Here is a 22,552-nt window from a genome sequence, read left to right as displayed (position 1 = left end):
CCAGTCACGGTCAGTGCTCGGGGACGCTACTTGAAGTTGACGTCGGATTCAATAGCTGGCGGAGAGGCGGCTACGGACGTGTAGGAGCAGGCACCCCGGGTATCCGCGCGGCAGGGACACGGCCAGGCGAGGCGAAGGAGCGGCGGTGGGTGTGGACGCGGCCAACAGAACCGGTTCGAATGTCACCGTCGAACGGATCGAGGCCTGCGCCTATACGATTCCCACGGATGCGCCGGAGGCCGACGGAACGCTGAGCTGGGATTCGACCACGATGGTCGTCGTGCGCGCGCAAGGCGGCGGACGAACCGGGTTGGGGTGGACCTACGGTCCGGCGGTGTGCGCTCGGTTCGTCAATGACCAGCTCGCCGGGATCGTGCGCGGTGCCGACGCGATGAACGTAGCCGGTGTGTTCGATCGCATGGTGACCCAGACCCGCAACGCGGGACGCCCCGGTGTGGTCGACTACGCCATCTCCGCGGTGGATGTGGCGATGTGGGATCTCAAGGCGCGGCTGCTCGATCTCGCGCTGCACCGGCTGCTCGGCGCGGTGCGCGCGGAGGTACCCGTCTACGGCAGCGGCGGTTTCACCACCTACGACGCCGACCGGTTGCGTGAGCAGCTGACCGGATGGGTCGATCGGCAACAGATCCCCCGCGTCAAGATCAAGATCGGTGAATCGTGGGGTGGCGACGTCGAGCGCGACCTGGCCCGGATGCGCCAGGCTCGCGAGATCATCGGCGACGCCGAACTTTTCGTCGACGCCAACGGCGCCTACGGCCGCAAGCAGGCGATTCGTGTGCTGCGCCGCGCCGCCGATCTGGACGTGCGATGGTTCGAGGAGCCGGTGTCCTCCGACGATCTCGACGGGCTGCGCGAGGTCCGCGACGCGGTGACCGCCGACGTCGCGGCGGGCGAATACGGTAGTGATCTCACCTACTTCCGGCGCATGTGTCAGGCGGGCGCGGTGGATTGCCTGCAGGCCGACGTGTCTCGCTGTGGCGGCATCAGCGAGTGGTTGCGAGTCGCGGCGTTGGCCGCGGCCCACAACCTGCCGTTGTCGGGGCATTGCGCGCCGCATTTGCACACGCACGCGGCAGCGGCGATCCCGAACCTTCGGCATCTGGAGTGGTTTCACGACCACGTCCGCATCGAATCGATGGCTTTCGACGGGACGCTCGATCCCCACGGGGGAGTCATCCGCCCCGATCCGACCGCCCCCGGTCATGGTCTGACCCTGCGTGAGTCGCAGATCGAACGTTTCCGAGTGCAGTAGCTAGCGGTGCATGTATCCCAGTGTGAATGTCACATCGTCCAGTCGTGGGGCGATCGATTCCCCGCCGAGTGCCTGCCGCAGTACGGCTTGTTCGTCCTGGATGATGTGCATTACGGCGTTGATCAGGGCGAGGTGGGTGAACGCCTGGGGGAAGTTGCCCCAGTGCCGGCCGGTTCGGGGGTCGATCTCCTCGGCGTACAGGCCAAGGGGGCTGGCGTAGGCAAGCAATTTCTCGCACAGCTGTTTGGCTCGTGTCTTTTCGCCGATCTCCGACAGCGCCGAGACCAGCCAGAACGAGCAGATCGTGAAGGCGCCTTCTTCCCCCGCGCATCCATCGTCGGTTTCACCGACGCGGTATCGCAATACGAGGCCGTCCTCGGTCAGTTCGTCGGCGATGGCCAACACCGTGTTGCGTACCCGGTCGTCGTCGGGGGGCAGGAAACGAACCAGCGGGATGAGCAGGGTCGAAGCATCCAGCGCCGTGCTGCCGTAGTGCTGGGTGAACACCCGCCGGGAGTCGACCGCATGAGCGCATATGTCGGCGCGGATGTCGTCTGCGGCCTGTTGCCAGCGCTGGGCGTGTTCGAAGTCCTGGTGGATGCGGGCCAGCCGCGCGCCACGATCGGCGGCAACCCAACACATCACCTTGCTGGAGGTGAAGTGTTGGGGCTCCCCGCGTACTTCCCAGATGCCATGGTCGGGCTCGCGCCAGTAGGTGAGGGCGCTTTTGACCGCCCGGCCCAGCACCAGCCAGGCTCGCGCGTCGATTTGGTCCTGGTTGCGCGCGTAGAGATAGACCGCGTCCAGCGCAGCGCCCCACACATCGTGCTGGCGTTGCCGGTACGCGTCGTTGCCGATGCGCACGGGGCCGGCGTTTTCGTAGCCCCGCAGGTGGGTGAGAGTCTGCTCGGTGAGGTCGCTTTCGCCACCGATGCCGTAGACGATCTGCATGTCCCGGACGTCTTCGGTCAAGCTGATGATGTAGGAGAAGAAGTCGTTCGCCTCCCAGCTGAAGCCCAGTGTGTACAGGCCCCACAGCGCGAAGGCGGAGTCGCGTATCCACGAGTAGCGATAGTCCCAATTGCGTTGTCCGCCTGGGGTTTCGGGCAATGACGTGGTGGCGGCGGCGCTGATGGCGCCGGTGGGTGCGAAGGTCAGCCCCTTGAGGGTCAGCGCGCTGCGGGTGAGCTGGGCGGCCCACGGGTGGTCCGGAAACCGCCCGCCGGCCAACCAGTGTCGCCAATGGTGGATTGTCTGCAGCAGACGTTCATCGGCCTCGTCAACGGCGCGGGGCGCGTCGCGACTACCCCAGGAGAGCGCGCAAAAGCGTGTCTCGCCCGCCTTCAGCAGGGTGCGAGCAAGCGCGTGCGTGCCTTCCAGCCCCAAGCGCAGGTCGGTGCTCAGCGTCAGCTGCAGATCGATCCCGTCAGCGCTGGCCTGCGCGATGTGGTAGCTGTCGAGGTATTCCCAATGCGCGCGATACCTGCCGTAGTCGAAGGACGGTTGGCAGTCGAGCGCGAACTGGATTTGCCCGGTCTCACAGTGCACCGTCCGCAGCAGAATGTGCTCGGCGTCGTAGTCGGTGGGGGTTCGACGATGGGCGCTACGGCCGGGTGTCTGGTGCCGCCAGGGCCCGACCAGCAGCACATCGCGAACCGTCGCCCACCCTTCGCCGCTGCGCCAACTCGTCTCCATGACCATCGTGCCAGGGACGTAGCGGCGATCGGTGGGCACCATGAAGTCGGCGGGAGCGAACCGAAACGAACCGGCCGAACGATCGAGTATGGCCGCGAAGACGCTGGGGGAGTCGATGCGGGGCAGACACATCCATTCGATGGCTCCGCTGGGCGCGATGAGTGCGGTGACCTCGCAGTCGGAGATGAAGCCATAGTCGTCGATGCGTGGGAATGCCGTGAGATGCGGTGTGCGTTCGATGTCGTCGTCCATGTGGTACTCCATCGTCCTGCTGAAATCTGGTCGGCTATTCCACCCGCAGTTTCGCGACCGGCAGTGAGCGGCGCCGCCGGGTCATCCCACGCCCCCTGTGGTGCGGGTCTTCGCCTGTTGCCGGGCCCACCGGTCCGGGTCGTCCTCGAGCAGCCCGCGGTCCCAGCCGCCGCATTCGGCGGCGGCCTCGTAGGAGCTCTGCAGAAAGTCGAGCAGCGTGTGATCGGGGCTCTCGGCGGTGCGCACGGCCTCGTAGGGAAGGACGAACTCGCCCTTGTCTCGGTGGTACGACGCCGCGGCCGGGGGCACCGGGTAGTCGGCGAAACCATCCGGTTCGGGATAGGCGTAGCAGTAGAAGGCGCCTTCCTCGCCGCCGCCGGGCCAGAAACCGCAGCTGCTCAGTTCTCGGGAGTAACCTTCGACCATTACCCAGTCGCCGCAATTCGGTGCGCCGCCGGGATGTATGGGCGCAGGTCGACCGGAGAACCGGGTGCAGGCGAGGTCCATTGCGCCCCAGAAGAAGTGCACTGGGCTCACCTTTCCCACGAAGCGCGAACGAAATTCGCCGAGTACGCGATTGGCCTGCACCAACTGGCGCCAGAACAATGTGGCCGCGTGATGGTCGTAGGAGCGGTGCTGTTCGTCCTCGGTGAACGGGATCGCGGGGGCGACCTCGTTGGGATGGGGTTGGATCCGGGTGTCGATGCCGAGCTGTTCCAGAGCGCGGAAGACCTGCGCATGGAATTCGGCCACCGATTCGGGTTGCAGCGGTATCCGCAGGACGTCGGCGGTGGTGGTGCGGATGACCAGCTGGTGATCGATGAAGTCGAACTCGATGTCGAAGGCTCCGGTCCGGTAGGGGATTGTCGAGGTGCTCAGCCCCCGTGGGGTCACATAGAGCGTCACCTGCCACCAATGATTGAGCAGTGGGGCGTGCCGGAGGCGGATCTTGCCGATGATCTGGGTCCACATGTGCAGGGTGTCGCGGGTGGGAGTCCAGTCGTCCAGCCGTAACCGCGGCCACGCTTCGATATCGGAAAACGTGTCACCTGCCACCGTCCCATTGTCGATCACCATTCGATCGAGCACCACCACGATCGTGGTGGTGCGGTTCGAGCAGATTCGGATTACCGCGGCTTTGCGGACGCCTCGAGGCCGGGCGCTCGGCGATCCGACGGCCATCAAAAAGATGAATATGAATTCGAAATCGAGTTAAGAACGCACAGGTAGAGACCGTATTCCGAACTGGCCACTCGACGAGACCGCGCCTCGGCAATGTGCCATGTGTCACAGTCCGAATTGGCTGTGACGTATTGACCATCGCCGATCCGTCCAGCATGGTGGCGGGAGGTTAACAAGCGCTCAGTAACTTGCCTGAAAGGTTCACAGTCATGCCCGAAGCCGTCATCGTCTCTGTCGCCCGGTCGCCGATCGGTCGCGCTGGCAAGGGGGCGTTGCGAGACCTCCGGCCCGACGACCTGGCGGCTCAGATCGTGCAGGCCGCGCTGGCGAAGGTGCCGGCCCTCGGCCCGAACGACATCGACGATCTGATGCTCGGTTGTGGCCAGCCCGCCGGTGAGTCGGGCTTCAATCTCGGGCGCGTGGTTGCGATTCTGGCGGGCCTGGATCGGGTGCCCGGCACCACGGTCAACCGGTACTGCTCGTCGAGTTTGCAGACAACCCGAATGGCGCTGCATGCGATCCGTGCCGGAGAGGGCGACGTCTTCATCTCCGCCGGTGTGGAAACCGTGAGCCGCTACGTCAAGGGCAGTGCCGACGGCGTGCCCGACACCGAGAACCCGCTGTTCGCCGACGCGGTTGGCCGGACCGCGAAATTCGCTGCGGGAGGCGAGATCTGGACCGATCCGCGCACGGAGGATCTGCTGCCCGACGTCTATATCGCGATGGGGCAGACCGCCGAGAACGTCGCGCAGCTGTGTGGCGTGACCCGTGCCGAACAGGACGCTTTCGGTGTGCGCAGCCAGAATCTCGCCGAGGCCGCCCTCGCCAACGGCTTCTGGGAGCGTGACATCACCGCGATCACCCTGCCCGACGGCAGCGTTGTCTCGAAGGACGATGGCCCGCGGCCCGGAGTCACGCTGGAGAAGGTCGCTGAGCTGAAGCCGGTATTCCGGCCCGACGGGACGGTGACGGCCGCCAACTGCTGCCCGCTCAACGACGGTGCCGCCGCGGTCGTGATCATGTCCGACACCAAGGCCGCCGAGCTGGGCCTGACGCCGCTGGCTCGGATCATTGCCACCGGAGTCAGCGCGCTGTCCCCGGAAATCATGGGCCTGGGGCCGGTGGAGGCGTCCAAGCAGGCGCTGGCTCGCGCCGGGATGACCATCGGCGATGTCGACCTGGTCGAGATCAACGAAGCCTTCGCCGCCCAGGTCATTCCCTCGGCGCGGGAGTTGGGTGTCGAATTCGACAAGCTCAACGTCAACGGCGGCTCGATCGCGGTCGGTCACCCGTTCGGCATGACCGGCGCCCGCATCACCAGCACGCTGATCAACTCCCTGCAGTTCCACGACAAGCAGATCGGTTTGGAAACCATGTGCGTCGGTGGCGGTCAGGGCATGGCAATGGTGCTCGAGCGCCTGTCGTAACCGCACACATTCCTCAAAAGGACCTATTTGTGAACAGATTCGAAGGCAAGACAGCGATCGTCACCGGTGCCAGTCGAGGCATCGGGCTCGGCATCGCGCAGCGCTTGGTCGACGAGGGGGCGAGGGTCGTGATCACCGCCCGCAAACAGGACGCCCTCGACGAAGCGGTGAAAGTACTGGGCGGCCCCGACCGGGCGCTGGCCGTGGCGGGTCGCGCCGATGACGTCGACCACCAGTCCGAGACCGTCGAGCGGGCGATCGAAACCTTCGGAAGCGCCGATCTCCTCGTCAACAACACCGGCATCAACCCGGCTTTCGGGCCCATGGTCGATCTGCCGTTGGAGGTGGCCCGCAAGATCGTCGAGGTCAACTGTCTGGCCTCGCTGTCGTGGGTTCAGCAGACGTATCGAGCCTGGATGAAGGACTACGGTGGCGCGATCGTGAACGTATCGTCGGTCGCCGGTCTCAAGCCCGCACCGGGCATCGGCTTCTACGGTTCCAGCAAGGCGATGCTCACGCACATCACCCAGGAACTCGCGGTCGAGCTCGGCCCGAAAGTGCGGGTCAACGCCGTCGCCCCGGCGGTGGTGAAGACGAAGTTCGCCACCGCTCTCTACCAGGGCAGGGAGGAGGAGGTCGCCGCGGCCTACCCGTTGAAGCGGCTCGGCGTGCCCGAGGACATCGCCAGTGTGGTGGCGTTTCTGCTCTCCGACGACGCGAGTTGGCTGACGGGGCAGTTGCTGGTCGTGGACGGTGGCGTCACGCTGACAGGCGGGGTCTGACATGGCGCGGATGAAGGCATGGCGCGTCCACGAACTGGGCGAGCCGGCCGCGGTGCTGCGGCTCGAGGACGTGGACCGTCCCGAGCCCGGCCCGAGCCAGGTTCTCGTGCGGGTCGCCGGTGCCGCGGCGAACTTTCCCGATGTGCTGATGTGTCGCGGCGGCTATCAGGTCCGGCCGCCATTACCGTTCACACCCGGCGTCGAATTGTGTGGCGAAGTGGTGGCGGTCGGTGCCGACGTGGCCGGGATCGCCATCGGTGAGCGGGTGCTCGGCGGCGCGGTGTTGCCGCACGGTGGTTTCGCGGAATTCGCCGTGCTGGATGCCGCCCAGACCTTCCCGGCGCCGCCGTCGTTGGATGACGCGGAGGCGGCCTCGCTGTTCATCGGCTACCAGACCGGCTGGTTCGGGTTGCATCGGCGCGCCGGATTGAAGGCGGGGGAGACTCTCTTGGTGCATGCCGCGGCAGGTGGCGTTGGCAGCGCCGCGATCCAGCTCGGCAAGGCCGCCGGTGCCCGGGTGATCGGAGTCGTCGGCGGTGCCGAAAAGGCCTCCTACGCTGGGGATTTGGGTGCTGACGTGGTCATCGATCGGCAGCAGCGGGACTTCGTCGAAGTCGTCAAGGACGTAACCGGCGGCCGTGGTGCCGATGTGATCTACGATCCGGTCGGCGGCGAGGTCTACCAACGTTCCACGAAATGTATCGCCTTCGAAGGCCGCATCGTGGTCGTCGGGTTCGCCGGCGGCGAGATCCAAACGGCCGCAATGAATCACGCGCTGGTCAAGAACTATTCGATCGTCGGTCTGCACTGGGGTTTGTACAACACCCAGGATCCGGGCGCCGTCGCCGAATGTCACCGCGAGCTCACCGCACTTGCCGCCGACGGTGCGATCCGTCCCCTGGTCAGTGAAGGGCTGGGACTGGCCGACGTTGCCGACGCCGTGCAGCGGCTCGCGGACGGCAAGACCGTCGGCCGCGTGGTCTACACGCCCTGAGACCAGCAGTTTTCACAGCAATCACATCCTTCGAGGAGCATTCATGACCAATCCCGACGCGGTTCGTGATGATCTGCGCTGCCGGGTGGAAGCCGTACTCGCAGAGCATGATCCGGCCACCACCGATGCCGTGACCTTTCACCGAGCCAGGTTCGACGCGGGTCTGGCCTGGGTTCACTTTCCGATCGGGCTCGGTGGCCGGGCCGTCGACCGGGAACTGCAACCGTTCGTCGACGCCCTGTTCGAGCAGGCCGGATCTCCGGATAACAATGCGGCGATCAACGGTATCGGCCTGGGTATGGCCGCGCCGACGATCCTCGCCCACGGCACCCCGGAACAGCGCCAGCGCTTCCTGCGTCCGCTGTGGAGCGGGGAGGAGATCTGGTGCCAGCTGTTCAGTGAACCGGGCGCCGGCTCGGACCTGGCCGCGATCGCCACTCGGGCGGTGCGCGACGGCGACGACTGGGTCGTCAACGGGCAGAAGGTGTGGACCTCGGTCGCGCACAAGGCGCAGTTGGCAATCCTGGTGGCGCGCACCGATCCCAGCCGACCCAAGCACGCGGGGCTGACCTACTTCATCTGCGATATGACCGCCCCCGGAGTCGAGGTTCGGCCGCTGCGGCAGATCACCGGCGAAGCGGAATTCAACGAAGTCTTCCTCACCGACGTGCGGATCCCCGATGCGCACCGCCTGGGCAAGGAAGGGGAAGGCTGGCGAGTCGCCACCACCACGCTGAACAACGAGCGTGTCTCGATCGGAGGGCGGGCGCTACCTCGCGAGAGCGGAGTACTCGGTGTCGCCGCCGGCCTCTGGCGCGAATTCCCGGAAAAGCGCACCCCTGAACTGCACCACCGGTTGTTGCGATTGTGGGTGGACGCCGAGGTCTCCCGTCTGGCGGCAACCCGGCTGCGTCAGCGGGTGGCCGGCGGCCAGCCCGGGCCCGAAACCTCCGCCGTCAAGCTGTCCTTCGCCCGCATCAACCAGCAGGTTGCCGGATTGGAGGTCGAACTGCGCGGTGAGCACGGCCTGCGATACGACGATTGGACAATGGTGCGCCCGGACCGCGTGGATTTCGCCGGTCGGGGCGCCGGCTACCGCTTCCTGCGGGCCAAAGGCAATTCGATCGAGGGCGGAACCTCGGAAATCCTGCGCAACATCATCGCCGAACGGGTCCTCGGCCTGCCGGGCGAACCCCGCGCGGACAAGGACATCCCCTGGAAGGACCTGAGCCGATGAGCGACATCCTGTTGCTCGACACCGATGTCGAGACCTCCTTGCGGAGCGCGGTGCGCGACCTGCTCACCTCCCGATGTGATCCGTCCGCGGTTGTCCGGGCCTATGAAGGCGATCGGACACTGACCCGGACGCTGTGGAAATCGATCGCTGACGACCTCGGGCTCGCTGGTCTGCTCATCCCCGAGGACCGCGGCGGGGCCAGCGGTACGGCGCGTGACGCCGCCGTCGTACTCGAGGAGTTCGGGCGGTTCGTCGCACCGGTACCGTTTCTGACCAGCAGCGTGATCGCCGCGACCGTCCTACTCGCGGGCGACTCCGCGCTGGTCGGTCAACTCGGCAACGGTGAATGCAGCGCAGCGTTGCTGACGCCGTTCTCCGCTGCGTCGGTGACGCAGGTCCCGACGCTGACGGCTGATGCGCAGGGCCGGGTATCCGGCCGCGTCACCAGCGTCGCCGGTGCGCTCGACGCCGATGTACTGCTGGCCGCCGTGCAGACGGCGAGCGGTACGGAGGTGCACGCGTTGGCGGCCGCCGCCGCGGCGATCGAGCCGGTGGTCTCCCTGGACATGACCCGTCCGCTGGCCGACGTCATTGTCGACTCCGTGCCCGGCCGAGTCGTCGTTCCCGCCGAATCCGGTTGGGCGGCACTGCAATCCGGCTTGACGATCGGCGCCGCACTGCTGGCGTCCGAGCAAGCGGGGCTGGCCGCCTGGTGTCTGGAGACAACCGTCGAGTATCTGAAGCTGCGACGCCAGTTCGGCCGGGTGGTCGGCGGATTCCAGGCGCTCAAGCACCGCCTCGCCGACCTCTACGTCGAGGTCGACTCGGCCGCGGCCGCGGCGCGGTATGCGGCGGGAACATTCGCGGCGGGCGACCCCGACAGCGCGATCGCTACCGCCGTCGCCGCGTCCTACTGCAGCGATATCGCGGTGCGGGCCGCCGAGGAGGCCGTCCAACTGCACGGCGGGATCGGCATGACCTGGGAGCACCCGGCGCACCTGTACCTCAAACGTGCCAAGGCCGACCAGATCGGGCTGGGAAGTCCCGGCCACCATCGCGGGCTGCTGGCGGACCTCGTCGGACTGCCATCGGCTGAATCCGCCGAGTAACCGAGAACGACCGAATACAGAGGAGTAACCAGTGGCCGATCCGTATGTGGTGGTAGCGACCATGATTGCGAAGCCGGGGCAGGAGGAACTCGTCGAGAAGACCCTGACAGCCGCGGCTGCGGAAGTGCACGCCGAACCGGGCTGCCTTCTGTATGCCTTGCACCGGAAGGCGGGGACAACGGGCCATTTCGTCATGATCGAGAAATGGGCGTCGAAAGAGGCCCTGCATGCGCATGGTCGAGGCGCCGCACTGCGCCGTATCGGGGAAGCGCTGGGCAACGCACTGACCGGCGCGGCCGAGGTCCTGGTGTTCGACCCGCTTCCGGCTGGCGACCCGGAACTCGGCGCTCTCTGACCCTGTCTGTTCGGCGAAAAAGAGGAGGTTAACGTGACAACAACCCAGCAGGTGCGGCTCGCGGAACGGCCGTCGGGGCTGCCCGAGGCGAGCACATGGAACCTGACGACCGAGCAGTTGCCCACGCTCTCCCCGGGGCAGATCCTGGTCAAGGTGGATTTCATCTCCCTGGACCCGGCGATGCGCGGCTGGCTGAACGACGTGCGATCGTATGTGCCGCCGGTAGGTGTCGGGGAGGTCATGCGTTCGCTGGATATCGCGACCGTTGTCGAGTCGACGCATCCGGACTTCGCCATCGGCGACACCGTCAGCGGTACTTTCGGCGTGACCGAATACGCGATCCATAACGGCCGGGGGGTGCAGAAGGTCGATTTGAGTACAGCGGGCGGACCGACCTGGTTGGGTACGCTCGGAATGCCGGGGATGACAGCTTATTTCGGTTTGCTCGAGGTCGGTGCGCTGCAGGCCGGAGATACGGTGGTGGTTTCCGCGGCCGCGGGCGCCGTCGGCAGCATCGCGGGTCAGATCGCGAAGATCAAGGGCGCGAACGTGATCGGGATCGCGGGCGGCGCCGAGAAATGCCGGATGCTGACCGAGGAACTCGGCTTCGACGCGGCCATCGACTATCGGCAGGAGAACGTCCTGCAGCGGCTGCGGGAGCTCGCTCCAGACGGAATCGACGTCTATTTCGACAATGTCGGCGGTGACATCCTCGATGCCGCGCTTGCCAATCTCCGGCGCGGTGCCCGCGTCGTCATCTGTGGTGCGATTTCGGCATACAACGCGGAGAAACTACCTCCTGGACCTTCCCGGTATATGTCGCTGCTGGTTTCCCGGGCGTCCATGACGGGTTTCGTCGTTTTCGACTATGCGGATCGTTATGGTGAGGCGGTCGCGGAGATCTCCGATTGGCTGGCCGAGGGCAGGATCAAGAGCAGGGAACATGTCGTGGACGGCGGTGTCGCCCGTTTCGGCGAAACCTTGAACATGCTGTTCACCGGTGCCAACACCGGCAAACTCGTGCTCGCCGTGTAGAGCCATACTGTCCAGGTGACCGATACAGAGGACCTCTCGCGCGCGGACCAGACCCGAGCGCGGCTGCTCGACGCGGCGGTGGTTGCCTTCGCTGAGCGTGGCTTCCATGGCTCGACGACCCGCGACATCACATCGATCGCCGGGGTGAGCACAGGGGCGATCTACGTGTACCACCGTTCCAAGGAAGAGTTGCTCTACCAGATATCGCGCACCGGTCACCTGGACACCTTGGCGCGTATTCGCGCTGCCATCGCTTCGGCACAAGACCCCGCCGACCAACTGATCGCGTTGATGCGGGAATTCACGATCCATCACGCACGCGCCCACACCGTGGCCCGGATCATCAACTATGAGCTCGCCGCTCTGAGCCCGGAACATCAACAGGAGATCAAGGAAACCCGGCGCGCGATCGAAAGTGAGGTCCGGAGCTTGATCGAGCGAGGTGTCGCTACCGGCGTGTTCGAGAACTCGAATACCCACATGGCCGCGACCGCCCTGCTCTCGCTGGGAATAGATATCGCGCGCTGGTATCACGAGGGTGGTTCCTGGTCACCGGAGGACATCGGTGACTATTACGCCGACCTCGCGCTACGGATCGTAGGCAGTCGGAGATCGAACCCGCCCGGGCCCGCTCGATCGTGAACATGCACAGCGACGCCGCTGCACTGGTCGCCGTGGGACGGCCATGATCGGCGCCCGCCCTGTCGGCCGAACAGCCGACTGCGTCCGTGATCGATGGTGCCTACGCTCGTGCTCGTGCAATCGGGTGATATCGGGGCGCGGAGATATCGGGCACGATCGGCTGCGGTGCGGTGCTATGCGGCTGTAGTGGTGCTGGTCGGCGCGCTCGGCGCCTGCGCGTCGGAGCCCGCAGCGAATCACGCGGCAACCTCGGTGCCGCGCACCGCGCAGCCGATATCGACCACGGTGATGTCGTCGTCGCCGCCGCCGGCTGTCCCGACCAGTGTCCGCCTGCCCGCCGAGGGCGATATCCGACGCAGCCTCGACACTGTCTCCGTCAACTGCACCGGCGAACGCGAATCGAAGGTGCGCAAGGCTTCGGTATTCGACGCCGGCGCAGGACGATTCGTCGACGTGCCAGCGCCGCCTGTGTCCGCGCGCGCGGAGTTGATCGACTATTTCTGCGCGATCATCGGCCATGGGCAGCAGGTCCGCGCGGTCTATGTGGTCAGCACGCGCACACCGGCCGAGGGATTGAAGCCGGAGACCAGCGAGACCTCGGTCGTCTCCTTCGCTCTCGGGGCGAGCACCCCCGCTACGCGGGCTGCGTTTCCCGGCGGTCGGAGCGCGAGCCAATCGGTCGACAGGTTGTTTCCCACCAACGCCGGTCTGCTGGTCACCGGTACGAGGCTGTCGATGGTGCTCGACCCCGAAACCCTGCTCCCCAAATGGCAGGCGGATTTTCGGCCCGAATACGTCACCGATGACGCCGTCGCGCACAGTATCGACGACGGTGTCCGCTTCGTGAGCGTCGAAACAGGTCAGGAAATAGGGCGTTTCGACAACGGTGTACTGGTTCGGGAATCCAGTGGCCATGTGATGGAGAACGTTCCACAGGGCCTGCGCGGCGGGTTCGTTGTGCAACGCACCGCGTACCCCGATAACAGCGCATGGTATTTCGACACCCGGACCAATCAGCTGATCGGTCCGCTCGCCCAAGACGGCAGTGCGGTACGCGCCACCGTCGCCGACGGTAACCGTCTGATGGTCTACGGCGGAGGGATCCCCGCCCAGCTGCTGCGGATCCACGACCTGTCGTCACATACCGTCCCGGTGGACAAGGTCGGAGTCGCCGCGCAGGGGCTCAACATCGAGAACGCCTACATGGCAGGCAGTTATCTCTATCTCGTGACTCGGGAATACGGCCGGTCGGTGGTCGATGTCGAGTCGAACGAGAAGGTCGCCGACAGCTGGTCGCTTTTGCCGATGGATCGGGTCGGCGATTGGCGCCTGGTCATCGACGGGCCGAAGATCACGAACGGCTACGCGAAATGCTTCGACTATCTGATGGACTACCTCTGCTACGAGCGCGGCCGCCTGGTTCGCACGGTCAACGGTAACTATCCCGGACCGTGGTACTGAGAATCCGGTGCGTCGACCGCGTCGTCACCGGGTTGCGCTCGGTGCAGGAGCGGGATGGCAGGGCGGATACCCGTGCCCGCACCGGCGGATCTAACTGATAAAGGTCGCGACTATCCAGTAGCCGACAATCAGCGCGGTTAGAACAGCGGGAATCGCGGCAACGCCGGGGGAGAGGACCGCACGCGCGAAATCGCGAAAGGCCCGTCCGGAATCGGGAATCATGTCGAATGGGCGCGGCCCGGTCGGTACCGGATCGCGTAGCTGCTGTGCCGCAGAGACGAACAGTGCGCGGTAGCGGCGCTCGAGACTCAGGTAGTAGCCGTCGAGTCCCCAGAAGATCCAGGTCGGGGCGATGGCCAGCAGAATCAATGCCGAACTCGGGCGGGACTGGGCGGTGACGATCGCGAGGACCACTGATACGAGAGTTACCGACCACCCCCGCACCGTGAACGACTGCTGACTCAAGCGCGCGATGACCGACTGCAGCATCTCGAGGTGCTTGACGCGATGATCTGTATCCATCTGTCCCCCAACTCCTTTCGGCATACCGAATGATCAGCCTAGCCCGGTATGCCGGGTATCGGTGCGGCCACAACTCGACCGCACCGACGACTACCGGTGCCGATCCGGCGCCCGGCGTCCGGTTTTCGTATGCCCGGTGAAGTCCCCGGCCGGTACATTTTCAGCAATAATGGGCGGTGTCATCGGATCTGGCTCGAGGGAAGCGTCTCGAGGACGCGTCGAGCCATAACGAGTTCTGAGGAAATGGCCATGGGGAGTGCGGATTTCGGTCGAGAACTGCGAAGACGCCGACTGGAACGCAAGCTGAACCTCCGCGAGTTCGCCATGCTGGTGCACTACAGCAAGGGCTATCTGAGCAAGATCGAGAACGGGCGCAGGCCGCCGTCGGAGTCGCTTCGGCGCGTGTGCGACGATGCGCTATCCGCCGGTGGGGAGCTGGTCGAATTCGCATCACCGCAGCCGGACAGGGACCAAGATCTCGGCCCGGACACCGCTTTGGCCATCGAATTGCATCCGGATGGTTCCGGGACGATCCGAATCGGGGAATCTCATATGCGGGCGGCGACCGTCCTCCCGTCGATGGCCATCGGATCCGCCGAGGTGCTCACTTGCCTGGGCTCCATATTCGATTACACGAGACATCTCGGCCGGATAAGCAGTCCCAGCATCGTCTTGCCCATGGTGGTCATGCAGTACCACGCCGCGTCCGCGACCGCCGAGCAGCGGACCGGACGCCAACGACGGGAACTGCTGCTGCACAGCGCGCACACTGCGGAGTTCGCGGGATGGATGGCTCAGGAATGCGGTGACGACCGAGGCGCTCTGCAGTGGACCGATCTCGCGGTCCGACGCGCTGGCGACGCCGGGGACCGGCATATGACCAGCTACGCGCTCGTCCGCAGGGCGATGGTCAGCCTGTACAGCGGCGATTCTTCGGCGACAACCACTCTCGCTGAGACGGTGCTCGCCGACGACGCCGTCCATCCCCGCATCCGCTGGCTTGCCGCGCTGGGAGCCGCGCAGGGCTATGCCATGGCTTCGGATCACAAGGGTTCGATGCGTGCGCTGGACACAGCCGCGGGTCTGCACGACGCCGCGCACCGCTCGACGGATGGTCAACAGCTCGGGCCGTCGACGCTGCACGAACGCCCGGCCCTCATCGAGGCATGGTGCCAATACGATTTGGGAAATCTCGACGATGCCGCCGTCCTCTTCGACCAGGCGATGTCGGAGAACCCGGAGCAGTCGGACCGCGCTCGCGCCAGATTCGGCACCCGTCGAGCACTGGTGTATGCCGCGCTCGGTGAGCCGAACCAGGCGTGTGCGCTGATCGAGCCGTTGCTCGACGTCATCCGCTCCGTCGACTCGGAGACCATCCGCATCGATCTGCGCGAGTTCATCGACACGATGGGCCGATACCGCGGGCTGTCCGCGCTGCGCGATATCCAGCCTGCTCTCGACTCGGCGCTGTCCGGACGCTGAGCGGCCGAGTTGCCTGTTGCCACTCGCGTTGGCAACGGGCAGTCTCTTTCGCCCGCATGGTGTCTCGATGGATGCTGAAGGCAGGGTCGAGATTCACGGACTGGAGGTGTCGAGGAAAGTGGTCGTCCACATGCCCATCGAGTTCCCGGGCGGAGCCGCACAGCAAACCGGTCGCCGGTCGGGGATCGTGGGGCCGGAGAATTGTTGTCACGGAATGGGCGCTGCAGCAGGGTAGCCGAGGCAGTTCGCGCAGCCGTTCGATAGTCGCGGAATAAACCGACCGGACTCGTCTGTAACGATGCGTTGAACGTATGCGGTATTGTGTCCGACTATTTGTTACCGATCATCCCGCCCTCGGATATATTGGCCAGCAGGCTATTAGCTGAATGCCATGTCGTTTTGGTCGCCGACGCGAGCGCCCACTGCGGTATTGGAAGCGGGGGGTGGTCGCGAGGAGAGGATAAGAAACTGTTCGGCATTATTGTTCTGCTGCGCTATCGGCGGTGCGTCGAATGGCGCATTGCCTGTTCTGAAATAAGTCCCACGAGGGGTGTGCGTTGATGGAAATATTTCTGAGCTACCGCATAGTCGACAGTGTATATGCGGTCAGGGAGATATCGAAGCAGATGGCGCACCGCCTCGGGAGGACGCGTGTCTTCCGTGACCAGGACTCCTTGGGCTTGGGTGCCTTCTATGCCCGCCGAATACGCAAGGCCGTCGCGGAATGCGACATGATGGTGGCGGTGATAGGCCCGCACTGGCTCGATGTACGCGACGAGCTGGGCCGCCGTCGTATCGATGACGAACGCGACTGGGTGCGCATGGAAATCCGCACTGCGTTCGCACGCGGAATACCGGTCATCCCGGTGCTGCTGGACGGCACCCCGGTGCCGCCCGAGGAGAAACTGCCCGCCGATATCCGCCAACTGGTGCACGTGAATTTCTGGGAAATCAGCCATCAAACGCTCGAGGCAGACGTGGACGGCCTGATCGACCGCCTGGTTCCGTCCGTCGCCGGACGGTCGGACGACCGCAGTCGCGCAGCCGATCCCAGCGCGGGCTACACCCAAACCAATGTGGCGACGAATGGCGGCGTGATAACTGCCAATAACAACGGAAACCAGACCGTCGAGGTCAATGGGCCTCGCAGGAGATGATGAATGCACCCCTCGCCGGGATCGAACAATAATCCCACCCCGCACAATCAACACAACGTGGCATCCAACGGCGGCAACATCATCGCCAACAACGGTGGCAATCAGAAAGTCAGGATCAACCATGGACAACGCCCACGTGTGTGGACGTGGTGGGCGCTGCTGATTCTGGTGCTGGCCGATGTCGCCTTCTTCTTCTACGGCCAGGCCGCCTATACCGGCGTGGCCGGAAACTCTGACGATGTATCGCGAGCGGCGATATTTCTCGTGCTGTTCGTGATGACCGTGGCCATGCTACGAGTGTGTGTGCGCAGTCTGTTCCGTTGACAGCGGTTTATTCCGTATCGCCATGAGGGTCTTCGCCTATCCCGAAAGAATGCGAAGAGTATTGCAGCAAAGGAAAGTTTCATGAGTGTCGCATTCGGCCACGAAAACGTCCCGCCGTCCGCCGTGCTCGAGCCGGGTCAGCGTCCGGCGCTCAGTAGTCGTGAGATCGAGGTTCTACTGGCTTGGATCGGCTCGGACTCCAAAGTCGAAGTCGGTCGCCGCCTTTACATTTCGCTGGGCACGGTGAACACGCACCTGGCTCGGATCAGGGACAAGTACGCCGCCGTCGGCCGTCCGGCCCACACTAAAGCCGCCTTGGTTTCCCGGGCATTGCAGGATGAACTGATAGGCCTCGACCAGTTGTGATCGCCGCTCGCATGTGGTTCGAGTAGCTGGCTCAATCGTCGCATCCAGTTCGGCTTCCCTATTCGAAGATCATCGTTCACGATACTTCCATCGACCGTGGACGGTGTCTGTCGGTCGAATGCTGGACACCGCAATCGATTCGACGGTGATTACAGTTGTACATGCGGGTCGCATGCGCCGGAGGAACGCGGACGCTCGGGGCAATAGCAAATGACCTGCCAGTGGATCTGCCTGCGGGGGCGCATGATTCACGCGCCGACGTATCGGTGACTCGTGTCACCGATATCTTGCCTTGCTGAGGCCTTGCTAAGGAGTTGAATCCCGTTGTCAGAATTGACCATTCCGCTCAATGAAGCCAACCCGGACCCTCGGGTCGCCTGCATTGTTCTCGCCGACGTATCGGGTTCGATGTCGGGACCGCCGATCGCTGCCCTGGAGGCGGGATTCGAGGCTTTCGTACGCTACGTCACCACCGATGACCTGGCGCGAAAGCGCGCTGAAGTCGCGGTGATCACCTTCGGCTCCTACGCGGAGGTGGCGGTGCCACTACAGGAGGCGCGCATGCTGCAGCCTGCCCGGTTCGCGATCAACGGGTCCACCAATATGGCCGCCGGCATAGATCTCGCGATCGATATGATCGAGGAGCGCAAACTGGAGTACAAAGCGGCCGGCATCCAATATTTTCGCCCGTGGCTGCTGGTGCTCACCGATGGCGAGCCGAATCCGGACGGATTCGATGCGGCGGTGGCCCGGCTCAATGCCATGGAGGCTGCCAATGGTGTCACTGTCTTCGCGGTCGGCGTCGGTGAGAATGTCGATTATGGGCAACTCAAACGACTTTCGCAGCAGCGCACACCCGCGCCGTTGGCCGGGTTGAAGTTCGAGGAGTTCTTCGAGTGGTTGTCCGCCTCGCTCGGGAATATGGCCAGCTCCTCGAGCTTCGGCAAGTCCGACGACCAGGTTGCCGCCAACTCCCAGCAGGTGGCACTCGCCCCTATCGGCTGGACGTCCGCATGACGATCTCTGTTTCCGCGGGCAGCGGCGACACCGCGAAGGCAGAGTCCGCTACGCCGCCGGTGCCCGGTGGCCTCGGACGCCAGTGGTCGGTCTGCGGCGCATCGGTCACCGGTCGTGAACATCGGAAAAATGGTCTCGGATGCGATGACGCGTTCGCCTACGGCACCATGGGCGATTTCGTCGTAGCCGCTGTCGCCGACGGCGCCGGAAGTGTCACCCAGACATCCGCGTGGGGCTCCCACACCGTATGCGGCGGCGTGGTCGCGGACGTCCTCACCCCATGGTTCGCCGAGCGGTTCGCCTCCATCGAAGGTGATGGCCAGGCTGCCGAGGATCTGATGGAGTCGCTCTTCCGTCACGCACTCGGCAGACTTCGCCATCGAGCCGAGTACTACGGGCAGCCCCTCGGTGAGCTCGCGACGACCTTGGCCGTCGCGCTCGCCCGCCCGGGTCTGGCCGTCTTCGGCCAGATCGGCGACGGCATCATCGCGGTGGAGCGGACGGGCTGCGTCGAGACGATCCTCGTCGAGAAGAAGGCGGAGTACGCGAACCTGACGTGGTTTGTCCAGTCCGACAACGCTTTCGCCGACTCCTTCCGCACGCACACCGCTACCGATGTCACGGCGTTCGCCCTCAGTACCGACGGTATGAGCTACAAGATCACCGACATCCCGACCGGAGCGGCATTTGTCCCGTTCTTCCAGGGCGCTTGGTCGTCGTTGGCCGCAGGTCTGCGCGACGAGGACTTCGCTCAGTGGCTCGACAGCATCGAGGAGGATCAGACCGAGGACGACAAGACATTGGTGCTAGCCCGGCTGCAGTGCAGCGCCGAGAGCGGATCGGTATTCGGAGCGTCGTTGACCCGTCGGGTGTCGTCGCGGTGGCCTGCGATCACGCCGCTGAGACCACCGGTCACGGAGAGTGCAGCCGAAGGCTGAGGCATGCAGCGACTTCATCTCGGCGACGGACGCACTATCCGGCTCGGCGCCCAGCTGGCCAAGGCCGGCGAGGGAACCATCAGCGACATAGCCGGCCACCCGGAATGGGTCGCCAAGATCTTTCATCCGCACCTCACCGCGCTCGCCGCCAAACGGACGAAGGTGCAGGCGATGGCGAAGGCGCGGCCTCCCGATGCCGTGCAGCCGGACGGTTTCGTCGTGCTGACCTGGCCGGATCAAACCATTGTCGAGAGCGGGACCATCTGCGGCTTCGTCATGGGCAAGGTGGATATGTCGACCGCGGTCGAGGTGCACAAGCTGAGCAACCCCGCCGATCGTCAGCATCCGAACCCTGCGGGGCCGCAGTGGCCCAAACAGGTGACTTGGACCCACCTGGTCAACATCGCCACCAATCTGTGCCTCGCCGTTGACACAGCGCACCGTGCCGGTGCCGTCATCGGTGATTTCAACGAGCGCAATATTCTCGTCTGCAATACGACGCGAGTGACTCTGGTCGATTGCGACTCCTTCCAATTCCGTAGTGGCAATAGGATATTCCTGTGTGATGTCGCGCGGCCCGAATTCCTTGCGCCGGAACTCGCCGGTGTCGACCTCAAACGGCATGCGCGAGAAAAGAACTCGGATCTTTTCGTGCTCGCGATCCATATCTACTTGCTGCTGATGGCCGGGAATCACCCGTTCTTGCGCGGAGATTGGACCGGACCGGGGGATAAGCCGGAGGCGCTGGTTCTTGCGGCCGGCGGACAGTGGGCTGGTGGTCTGAACTCCCAGCTGAAGGCGCATCCCGCCGCGCCACCGATGACGATGCTGCCTCGAACAGTGCAAGCATTGTTCGAGCGTGCACTCGGTACCGGGGCGAAGAATCCGTCCGCACGCCCTTCCGCCGCGGAATGGCAACGCGCCCTCGCGGCGATTACGACCGTCCAGTGCGCGCGGGATAAGGCGCATGTGTACCCGTACCACAACAAGGTGTGTCCTTGGTGTCGCTTGTCCGAGCGGCACAGCCGCCCCGTCGGCGCCACGGGCCGGACGGTCCGAGGAGCCGCCACGACCTCCCGTATTCCGGTGACGACGCCGGTCAGGAAACCTACCGTCGTCGCGCCAACGATGACGGCCCCCGTCACCCGGCCTGCACCCCCGATCACGGCGCCGTCGGCGTCCGTGCGGCAGGCGAGCGCGATACGGCGGCACCGCGCGATCGACGGAACGGTTGCGAGCGTGGCGATCTTCTCCGCGTTGACGGTGGTCGTGCCTTGGCTCATCGGCCACTTCCTGCTGCGTGGTCGCTATCTACAGACCTCGAGTCTCGTTTATGACGATCAGATCAGGGCGATCTGGCCTTACTTCTGGGCGGAGCTGCGCGGCGGTTGGGCGCTGATCGCGTTGATCTCGGGCGCGTTGTTGGCGCTGCGACCCTGGCAGGGGCGCAGGCCAGCGGTGGCGACCGGTGTGGTGCTGCTGTGTGTCGCCGTGTGGCTCGGGACGGGCGCCCGCGCAGGCTTCGGCGACGCCGAAAGCGACTCGGTGCGCAAGCTCGCATCGACCACCTTCCCTTTCAAAAGTCGATTTCTCAGCTGTGGTGGCGGGCTCACGCTCGGTTTTCAGAGCACCAAGTCCGGGCCCGTGGAAAGTATGTGGCAGTTGTACCTGGGCTCCGAGCTGGGCTATCGGGGCAGCGGCTGCAACCGCGTCTCCGTATACCTGGGCTGGCAGCGGGTGGGGTATCTGACGCTGCCTGCCGGAGTGGAATTCGAGTACGGCTCCGACGATCTGTGGACCTATATCGAGGCCTCGAAACAGTCACTGGCGAGCGGCTACACGATCTGGGGATACGAACCGTCGCAGGTATGGCTCAATGCACGGACGAGCGACGGGAGGATCGTCTCCACCAATCTGCGCGACGCCGCCTCCCAGGGTTTGGCCATTCGATAATGAAAACAAGGAGAAATAAATGCGCCTGAACATCCAACGCAGTCAGCACGAAGTTCGCGGAATGCTCGGCGGCAGTAAAGGATTCACCTTCACGCTGAGCTATCGGCTGGATTTGACACCGGCGGAACGCGGCGTGGTCGACAAGTACAAGCTCTTCGACTACCCCGTCACCTTCAGCACCTTTCAAGGTACGAGGGTGCCCGACGACACGATCGGCAAGATGCTGAACGGAGCCAGCCAGACCGTGAATTCGGTGGAGACCTTGCTCGAGAACGAAGAGGTCATCAAGCGGGCCTGCGACAGTCTGCCCATCCTGTTCAGCGTTATCCAGAGTTTCGGTGGCACAGAAGTTATCGACTACCCCCGGAAATGAATCGACAATGTTCGTGGCCCATCCCGATCCGAACGGCATGTCCCACAGCGACTTTCAGCCCCACGGTGCCGGTGGATAACCCTGCAACCAGTCCGACGACAGAGCCCCTTGCGCCGAGAGGCGCACGGCGCGTTCGGTGAAAGGCCCGCGGAAGCGGACCGGGAGCAATCCCGGCACCGCGCGCGGGGCCTGGTCAGCGGTGACGACATTGCCGTGACGGCACAGTGTTTCGGTGTGTGAGATGAATATGCGTGCCGCCGTGGTGTTTTCGGGGCTATCGCCGCTGATGGTCGACGAGAGAGGGAAGGTCATCGCGTGGGCGCGGCCCCCTGGGGGACCCGGCTGAGCGCTCGAGCTGCGGAGCTGAGTCTGCGCCGGTGCACGGATATCGCCGGTCGGACGGTGGCCGACGTGCCTGTCGACGGGCGTCCGGTGACGATGCGGGTGCGTGTTCGCCGGTTGATGTGTGCGTTACACCGAGCTGCCGCAACACTTTTCGGGAGTGGGTGCGGGGCATCCTGGAGCGTTACCAGCTCGCGCCATGCGATTGACTTGCCAGGTGCGGGAGTGGCTGGCCCGACGCTGTCCGGCTGCTGATGAGGCAGCCGGTCCAGCTGTCGCGGCACAGGGTCATCCGCGCGCTGCTGCGTATTTGCTGAAACGCGCGAGACCACCAAAATATCAGATTGATGTGCTGCCGCCGCAGCCTCGGCGAGGACTATAGTCTGATAAGGGCGACAGGGGTTTTGACGTCGCCGGGAGCTGTTCGACGATCCTTGGCGTAGAACGTTCGACTCCTCCGTTGAGTCGGCCACAGCAATGGCCGCGCAAACGAGGGGCCAGGCGGTACTCGAAGGGAGCGGGCGCATGCTTGGTGCACTTGGTTCGAACGACCTGATCATAGGTATGGATCCTTTCGATGAGCCGAACGCGCGGCTGGCCGTCGCTGTGGAACGAGCAGGAGGCTTGGGTGTCC

At 64.7% G+C, this 22,552-nt stretch carries 22 protein-coding genes; 18 read left to right on the top strand and 4 right to left on the bottom strand.

The annotated features are described in order from the left end of the window. Window positions 1–145: 145 nt before the first annotated feature. Window positions 146–1,273 carry an enolase C-terminal domain-like protein gene (locus ACHQ4I_RS27700; RefSeq protein ID WP_420774783.1) on the top strand — a complete coding sequence of 376 codons (1,128 nt, stop codon included), beginning with the start codon at window positions 146–148 and terminating at the stop codon, window positions 1,271–1,273. On the opposite strand, the gene ACHQ4I_RS27695 is transcribed toward ACHQ4I_RS27700, so the two are convergent. Further along, window positions 1,274–3,220 (bottom strand): glycoside hydrolase family 15 protein, encoded by a 1,947-nt coding sequence (locus ACHQ4I_RS27695; RefSeq protein ID WP_420774782.1) that lies wholly within the window; start codon window positions 3,218–3,220, stop codon window positions 1,274–1,276. A gap of 81 nt (window positions 3,221–3,301) precedes the next feature. Next, window positions 3,302–4,192, bottom strand: coding sequence for a DUF5996 family protein (locus tag ACHQ4I_RS27690; protein ID WP_420774961.1), 891 nt, complete (start codon window positions 4,190–4,192; stop codon window positions 3,302–3,304). A gap of 419 nt (window positions 4,193–4,611) precedes the next feature. Between ACHQ4I_RS27690 and ACHQ4I_RS27685 the strand changes: the two genes are divergently transcribed. From ACHQ4I_RS27685 to ACHQ4I_RS27645, 9 genes are all read left to right on the top strand, one after another. Next, entirely contained in the window at window positions 4,612–5,829 is a 1,218-nt protein-coding gene (locus tag ACHQ4I_RS27685) for an acetyl-CoA C-acetyltransferase (protein ID WP_420774781.1), read from the top strand. Between the two features lie 29 nt (window positions 5,830–5,858). Further along, the gene (locus tag ACHQ4I_RS27680; RefSeq protein WP_420774780.1) at window positions 5,859–6,611 is read left to right on the top strand and encodes an SDR family oxidoreductase; all 753 of its coding nucleotides are present in this window, start codon (window positions 5,859–5,861) and stop codon (window positions 6,609–6,611) included. 10 nt (window positions 6,612–6,621) lie between these two features. Further along, window positions 6,622–7,605 (top strand): NADPH:quinone oxidoreductase family protein, encoded by a 984-nt coding sequence (locus tag ACHQ4I_RS27675; protein WP_420774779.1) that lies wholly within the window; start codon window positions 6,622–6,624, stop codon window positions 7,603–7,605. Window positions 7,606–7,648: 43 nt separating this feature from the next. After that, complete coding sequence (locus ACHQ4I_RS27670) at window positions 7,649–8,842, top strand: acyl-CoA dehydrogenase family protein (protein ID WP_420774778.1); 1,194 nt, start codon at window positions 7,649–7,651, stop codon at window positions 8,840–8,842. Beyond that, window positions 8,839–9,951 (top strand): acyl-CoA dehydrogenase family protein, encoded by a 1,113-nt coding sequence (locus ACHQ4I_RS27665; protein WP_420774777.1) that lies wholly within the window; start codon window positions 8,839–8,841, stop codon window positions 9,949–9,951. Before ACHQ4I_RS27670 ends, ACHQ4I_RS27665 begins: the two co-directional genes overlap by 4 nt. Before the next feature lie 31 nt (window positions 9,952–9,982). Beyond that, window positions 9,983–10,306 carry a putative quinol monooxygenase gene (locus ACHQ4I_RS27660; protein WP_420774776.1) on the top strand — a complete coding sequence of 108 codons (324 nt, stop codon included), beginning with the start codon at window positions 9,983–9,985 and terminating at the stop codon, window positions 10,304–10,306. Between the two features lie 33 nt (window positions 10,307–10,339). Continuing rightward, window positions 10,340–11,341: an NADP-dependent oxidoreductase gene (locus tag ACHQ4I_RS27655; protein ID WP_420774775.1), complete on the top strand. Its 1,002-nt coding sequence runs from the start codon at window positions 10,340–10,342 to the stop codon at window positions 11,339–11,341. Between the two features lie 15 nt (window positions 11,342–11,356). Continuing rightward, window positions 11,357–11,983, top strand: coding sequence for a TetR/AcrR family transcriptional regulator (locus tag ACHQ4I_RS27650; protein ID WP_420774774.1), 627 nt, complete (start codon window positions 11,357–11,359; stop codon window positions 11,981–11,983). A 165-nt stretch (window positions 11,984–12,148) separates the two neighbouring features. Beyond that, window positions 12,149–13,444 (top strand): hypothetical protein, encoded by a 1,296-nt coding sequence (locus ACHQ4I_RS27645; RefSeq protein ID WP_420774773.1) that lies wholly within the window; start codon window positions 12,149–12,151, stop codon window positions 13,442–13,444. A gap of 90 nt (window positions 13,445–13,534) precedes the next feature. On the opposite strand, the gene ACHQ4I_RS27640 is transcribed toward ACHQ4I_RS27645, so the two are convergent. Next, window positions 13,535–13,966, bottom strand: coding sequence for a hypothetical protein (locus ACHQ4I_RS27640; RefSeq protein ID WP_420774772.1), 432 nt, complete (start codon window positions 13,964–13,966; stop codon window positions 13,535–13,537). A 249-nt stretch (window positions 13,967–14,215) separates the two neighbouring features. On the opposite strand from ACHQ4I_RS27640, the gene ACHQ4I_RS27635 reads away from it, so the two are divergent. The 8 genes from ACHQ4I_RS27635 (at window position 14,216) to ACHQ4I_RS27600 (ending at window position 21,576) form a co-directional block, all read left to right on the top strand. Beyond that, window positions 14,216–15,448 (top strand): NsdA family TPR-like regulatory protein, encoded by a 1,233-nt coding sequence (locus ACHQ4I_RS27635; protein WP_420774771.1) that lies wholly within the window; start codon window positions 14,216–14,218, stop codon window positions 15,446–15,448. 560 nt (window positions 15,449–16,008) lie between these two features. Then, a complete protein-coding gene (locus ACHQ4I_RS27630; RefSeq protein WP_420774770.1) occupies window positions 16,009–16,605 on the top strand; it encodes a toll/interleukin-1 receptor domain-containing protein in 597 nt (198 codons plus the stop codon). 3 nt (window positions 16,606–16,608) lie between these two features. After that, entirely contained in the window at window positions 16,609–16,929 is a 321-nt protein-coding gene (locus ACHQ4I_RS27625) for a hypothetical protein (protein ID WP_420774769.1), read from the top strand. An 81-nt stretch (window positions 16,930–17,010) separates the two neighbouring features. Further along, a complete protein-coding gene (locus ACHQ4I_RS27620) occupies window positions 17,011–17,295 on the top strand; it encodes a LuxR C-terminal-related transcriptional regulator (protein ID WP_420774768.1) in 285 nt (94 codons plus the stop codon). 324 nt (window positions 17,296–17,619) lie between these two features. After that, complete coding sequence (locus ACHQ4I_RS27615) at window positions 17,620–18,312, top strand: vWA domain-containing protein (RefSeq protein WP_420774767.1); 693 nt, start codon at window positions 17,620–17,622, stop codon at window positions 18,310–18,312. Then, window positions 18,309–19,250, top strand: a complete 942-nt coding sequence (locus ACHQ4I_RS27610) for a PP2C family serine/threonine-protein phosphatase (RefSeq protein WP_420774766.1) — start codon at window positions 18,309–18,311, stop codon at window positions 19,248–19,250. The genes ACHQ4I_RS27615 and ACHQ4I_RS27610 overlap by 4 nt, the downstream gene beginning before the upstream one ends. A 3-nt stretch (window positions 19,251–19,253) precedes the next feature. Then, window positions 19,254–21,203, top strand: coding sequence for a hypothetical protein (locus ACHQ4I_RS27605; RefSeq protein WP_420774765.1), 1,950 nt, complete (start codon window positions 19,254–19,256; stop codon window positions 21,201–21,203). A gap of 19 nt (window positions 21,204–21,222) precedes the next feature. Next, the gene (locus ACHQ4I_RS27600; protein WP_420774764.1) at window positions 21,223–21,576 is read left to right on the top strand and encodes a hypothetical protein; all 354 of its coding nucleotides are present in this window, start codon (window positions 21,223–21,225) and stop codon (window positions 21,574–21,576) included. Window positions 21,577–21,630: 54 nt separating this feature from the next. Here the strand turns inward: ACHQ4I_RS27600 and ACHQ4I_RS27595 are convergent, their stop codons facing one another. Next, complete coding sequence (locus tag ACHQ4I_RS27595) at window positions 21,631–21,888, bottom strand: hypothetical protein (RefSeq protein ID WP_420774763.1); 258 nt, start codon at window positions 21,886–21,888, stop codon at window positions 21,631–21,633. Window positions 21,889–22,552 lie beyond the last annotated feature (664 nt).

Origin of the sequence: Nocardia nepalensis, assembly GCF_048910785.1 — a bacterium.
Classification (GTDB): Bacteria; Actinomycetota; Actinomycetes; order Mycobacteriales; family Mycobacteriaceae; genus Nocardia; species Nocardia nepalensis.
Note: the sequence above shows the minus strand (reverse complement) of the source record. Positions and strands in the feature narration are given on the sequence as shown.